Raw genomic sequence first — 4791 nt, 5'->3', positions numbered from 1 at the left:
CGCCGTCACCATCCTGAAGCGCTTCCAGGACGGTATGTCGTGGCTGGCGCAGATCATCATGTTTTTGATCCTCGGCCTGTTTGCCACGCCCTCGCAATTCCCAGCGATCCTGCTGCCGGCGATCCTGCTCGGCCTGTTCCTGATCTTCGTGGCGCGGCCCTTGGCCGTCTGGCTCTGCCTGATGCCGTTCCGCCTGCCACGTCCGGAGGTCGCCTTCGTCTCCTGGGTCGGGTTGCGCGGCGCCGTTTCGATCCTGCTTGCCATCACGCCACTGCTCGGCGGTCTCGCCAACGGTCGCCTCATCTTCAATGTCGCCTTCATCATCGTGCTGGTCTCGCTGGTGGTGCAGGGCTGGACCGTCGGTCCGCTGGCGCGCCGTCTCGGCCTCGTCGTGCCGGCAAGGCTTGGACCGCTCGACAAGGTCGAGCTCGAGCTGCCGGGCTCGGCTCACCACGAGCTGCTCGCCTATCGCGTCGCTCCCGGTAGTCCGGTGGCGCGCGGCGAACGCATCCCGCGCTGGGCGAGGCCTTCGCTGGTGCTGCGCGACGGCCGCTCCATGCGGTTCCAGGACATGGGCCGGCTCGCCGCCGGCGATCAGGTCTACATCTTCGTGCCGGACCGCTATCCGCGCCTGCTCGACAAGCTCTTCGCCAGCCGCGCCGTCGTCGACCCCGAGGATGCCGACTTCTTTGGCGCCTTTGCCGTCGATCCGGCCCGCTCCGCCGCCGAGCTCGAAGCCGCCTATGGGCCCGGCCTCACCGAGACCGAACAGAAGCTCACCGTCGCGGCGCTGGTCACCGAGCGGCTCGGCGGCCAGGCCGAATATGCCGACCGCGTGATGATCGGCCCGATCGAGCTGATCGTACGCGATGTCGACGAGAAGGGCCGGATCACCGGGCTTGGCCTGTCCTTCGAGCCGACCGCGCCGGTGGCGCGCGTGCCGGTTTTCCTGAGCGCCGGCGAGATCGCCGACCGCATCGCCGCCTTTATCCGCGGCTGGCGCAAACCAGCGCCAAGCAAGGTTCCTCAAAGCGAGCCGGACGAAATGACGACGTCCAAGCCCATGGCGCCAAAATCAGCCAGCGAGAGCTGACGTCACACAACGACATCATTTTTGCACGCGCTGTGCGGCCCAGGCCTTGCATCGTGCCCGGTGGCGGGTAAGGTCGCCGCGTTTTTGGCGGAAAGGACGACCATGGCCGGCTTCAAGACACTCGACGATATCGGCGCCGTTGGCGGCAAGCGCATCCTGGTGCGCGTCGACCTCAACGTTCCCGTCGCCGACGGCAAGGTGACGGACGCCACCCGCATCGAGCGCATCGCGCCGACCATTTCCGAGCTCTCCGGCAAAGGCGCCAGGGTGATACTGCTCGCGCATTTCGGTCGTCCGAAGGACGGCCCGTCGGCCGAATTTTCGCTCGAGCCGATCGCTCGCGCCACGGCGGAAGTGCTCGGCCGCCCGGTCGGCTTCGCCTCCGACTGCATCGGCGACAAGGCCGCCGACGCGGTTGCCGCCATGAAGGATGGCGACGTCCTGCTTTTGGAAAACACCCGCTTCCACAAGGCCGAGGAGAAGAACGATCAGGCCTTCACCGAAAAGCTCGCCGCCAATGGCGACATCTACGTCAACGACGCCTTTTCCGCCGCGCATCGCGCGCATGCGTCGACCGAAGGCCTGGCGCACCGCCTGCCGGCCTATGCCGGCCGCACCATGCAGGCCGAGCTCGACGCGTTGGAACAAGGTCTCGGCAATCCGGTGCGGCCCGTCGTGGCCATCGTCGGCGGCGCCAAGGTCTCGACCAAGATCGATCTTTTGATGAACCTGGTGAAGAAGGTCGACGCGCTGGTAATCGGCGGCGGCATGGCCAACACCTTCCTCGCCGCGCGCGGTACCGATGTCGGCAAATCGCTCTGCGAGCATGACCTGGCCTCCACCGCCAAGCAGATCATGATCGAGGCGGCCGAAGCCGGCTGCGCCATCATTCTGCCCGCCGACGGCGTCGTGGCGAAGGAATTCAAGGCGGGTGCCGCCAGCCAAACCGTCGCCATCTCCGACGTGCCCGCAGACGGCATGATCCTCGATGTCGGCGAGAAAACCGTGAAGAGCGTCGCCGATTGGATCGACCGCGCTGCCACGCTGGTCTGGAACGGCCCGCTCGGTGCATTCGAGATCGAACCCTTCGACCGCGCCACGGTGGCTGCGGCAAAGCATGCGGCAGCCCGCACAAAGGAAGGCAAGCTGGTTTCGGTCGCCGGCGGCGGCGACACGGTGGCCGCGCTCAACCATGCCGGCGTCGCCGACGATTTCACCTATGTCTCGACCGCCGGCGGCGCCTTCCTCGAATGGATGGAAGGCAAGCCGCTGCCGGGCGTCGAGGTGCTGAAGCGCTGAGTCATTCAAGACTTTCCGAACGGACGCCGCTATCGAGACTTTCAATCGATTCGAGCTTTTCGGCGTCATTCCTTTGGCGGTAGTGTTCTGCTAGCGCGGAATAAACGCACCTTAGGAGAGCACCATGAGCGAACGTCTCGAAGACATTGCCGCCGCGATCGTGGCGGATGGCAAGGGCCTTTTGGCCGCCGATGAGAGCTCCGGCACCATCAAGAAGCGCTTCGACGTCATCGGCGTCGAATCGACCGCCGACAATCGGCGCGACTATCGCGAGATGATGTTCCGCGCCAAGGAGGCGATGACCAAGTATATTTCCGGCGTCATCCTCTATGACGAGACCATTCGCCAGAAGGCTGCCGACGGCACGCCGCTGGTCGACATCATCAAGGCCGCCGGCGCCATTCCGGGCATCAAGGTCGATGTCGGCGCCAAGCCTCTCGCCGGCTTTCCCGGCGACACCATCACCGAGGGTCTCGATGGCCTGCGCGAGCGGCTGGCGGACTACTATAAGCTCGGCGCCCGGTTCGCCAAATGGCGCGCGGTGATCGACATCGACACCGCCAAGGGCGTGCCGTCAGCCACCTCGATCGCCTCCAACGCGCATGCGCTGGCACGCTACGCCGCGCTCTGCCAGGAGGCAGGCATCGTGCCGATCGTCGAGCCGGAAGTGCTGATGGACGGCGCCCACTCGATCGACACCTGCTACGAGGTGAGCAAGGCGACCCTGCTGAAGCTCTATGGCGAGCTTTATGCCGCACGCGTGGTGCTCGAAGGCACCATCCTCAAGCCGAACATGGTCATCTCCGGCAAGAAATCGGGCAAGAAGGACAGTCCCGAAGCGGTCGCCCAGAAGACGATCAAGCTGTTTCGCGAAACCGTGCCCGTGGCGGTGCCCGGCATTGCCTTCCTGTCGGGCGGCCAGGACGACGAGGAAGCGACGGCCAACCTTAACGCCATCAACGTCATCGGCCCACATCCGTGGAAGCTCTCCTTCTCCTACGGCCGCGCCCTGCAGGCGGCCGCGCAGAAGGCCTGGAGCGGCAAGGCGTCGAACGTCGCCGCCGGCCAGGCTGCCTTCATCCATCGCGCCCACATGAATCATCTGGCGGCGCTCGGACAATGGCAGCCGGCGCTGGAAAAGGCCGCCTGATACCAATGCATCTCGCCCAGAAGTGTGCAGGGATTCTGGGGCAACGACATGCATCAACAACGACTTGAAGCGCGTCGACGCGCTTTGAGCTTTCCCTAGAGCGCTGAGAACCCGGGCGGCCAAGGCCCGGGTTTATCTTTGCCGGCCGCACTCCCAGCTGAGGCGTCGAACCAGCGGGGGCCAGCGCCGCCCTTCGCAGGCCGTCCTCACCTCAAATCGACGTGCCTCAAGTCCAATGCCCAAGCATGGCCGCCAGCGAGATTGCGGCCATTGCAAGCAGCGCCAGCTTCCAGAAATCGCTGCGGCGCTTCAGCCCCGGCCAGCCGAGCGGCTTGATGATCTGGATGAGCATGATGCCGATGATGACAAGGGCGAGCAGTTTCGTCATGCCGCCTTTGAGCAGCATCCTCGGCGGCTGTCAAAGCGGTTCTTGGCGCTTTCGCACCGCATCGCTCCTGACAAACGAAGGGACATCCATGGGACCGCGCTGATCGTTCTGGCGCCGGCTTCGGCTACCTCGCACCCCTGCTGACAGACTGCTGTCAGCAGGGGTGTGAGATACTCCTCTCGTCAAAAAGAGGAGCTCGGTCATGAACGGTTTTACCATCCTGCGTAGCGTGCAGCACTATGTCGGCAAGATCCGCACCGTGCGGAACGAGATCCGGACCCAGCGTTTCCTGAACACTTTGCCGGCGGACATTCGCAAGGACATCGGTTGGCCGGACCTTTATAACGGCCGCGTGCGTGAGAACTGAAATTTTTCGGCGCATGACTTGGATAGCGGCCATGGCGCGCCCAGATGTAATGTCGGTTGAAACGCTGGGTTTCAGGAAAGACGCCGTTGTCCGGTGGTGGAGTGGCTGCAGCCTCCTGACACTATGTTGTCAGGAGGCTTGCGTTATTGAAGCAGCCTCGAACCTGCGGGAACCGGTTTTGGGACCGCGGCATGCGTAGAACCGAAGCCAAGGGGTCAAACGATGCGCCGCGCCGACAGGCTTTTCCAGATCGTGCAGCATCTGCGCGGAGGCAGACTGGTCACCGCGCAGAAGCTCGGGACGTGGCTCGAGGTGTCCGAGCGGACCATCTACCGCGATATAGCCGACTTGCAGTCGACCGGCGTGCCGATCGACGGCGAGGCGGGTGTCGGCTACATGATGAGGGAAGGTTTCGACCTTCCGCCGCTGATGTTCACGCGTGACGAGATCGTCGCGCTGGTTGCCGGCGCCCGCATGGTGCGCGCCTTTGGCGG

The 4791-nt window shown here is 64.6% G+C and carries 6 protein-coding genes; 5 read left to right on the top strand and 1 reads right to left on the bottom strand.

The window, feature by feature from the left end:
* From EOA79_RS29645 to EOA79_RS29635, 3 genes are all read left to right on the top strand, one after another.
* Positions 1-1093, top strand: a 1093-nt coding sequence (locus tag EOA79_RS29645) for a potassium/proton antiporter (protein WP_128293544.1), incomplete at its 5' end; no start/stop codon positions are given.
* Between the two features lie 102 nt (positions 1094-1195).
* Positions 1196-2392, top strand: coding sequence for a phosphoglycerate kinase (locus EOA79_RS29640; RefSeq protein ID WP_095824045.1), 1197 nt, complete (start codon positions 1196-1198; stop codon positions 2390-2392).
* A gap of 124 nt (positions 2393-2516) precedes the next feature.
* Positions 2517-3542 (top strand): class I fructose-bisphosphate aldolase, encoded by a 1026-nt coding sequence (locus EOA79_RS29635; protein ID WP_095782513.1) that lies wholly within the window; start codon positions 2517-2519, stop codon positions 3540-3542.
* Positions 3543-3768: 226 nt separating this feature from the next.
* Here EOA79_RS29635 and EOA79_RS29630 read toward each other — a convergent pair whose 3' ends face one another.
* Positions 3769-3948, bottom strand: a complete 180-nt coding sequence (locus EOA79_RS29630; protein ID WP_164748128.1) for a hypothetical protein — start codon at positions 3946-3948, stop codon at positions 3769-3771.
* A 184-nt stretch (positions 3949-4132) separates the two neighbouring features.
* On the opposite strand from EOA79_RS29630, the gene EOA79_RS29625 reads away from it, so the two are divergent.
* Both EOA79_RS29625 and EOA79_RS29620 read left to right on the top strand, forming a co-directional pair.
* Positions 4133-4297: a hypothetical protein gene (locus EOA79_RS29625; RefSeq protein ID WP_082953649.1), complete on the top strand. Its 165-nt coding sequence runs from the start codon at positions 4133-4135 to the stop codon at positions 4295-4297.
* Positions 4298-4519: 222 nt separating this feature from the next.
* Positions 4520-4791 (top strand): HTH domain-containing protein (locus EOA79_RS29620; RefSeq protein WP_128293542.1); only part of this gene is annotated, 272 nt, incomplete at its 3' end.

The organism is Mesorhizobium sp. M1A.F.Ca.IN.020.03.2.1 (assembly GCF_004023205.1).
Lineage (GTDB): Bacteria > Pseudomonadota > Alphaproteobacteria > Rhizobiales > Rhizobiaceae > Mesorhizobium.
This window is presented reverse-complemented; position numbering and strand designations above follow the sequence as displayed.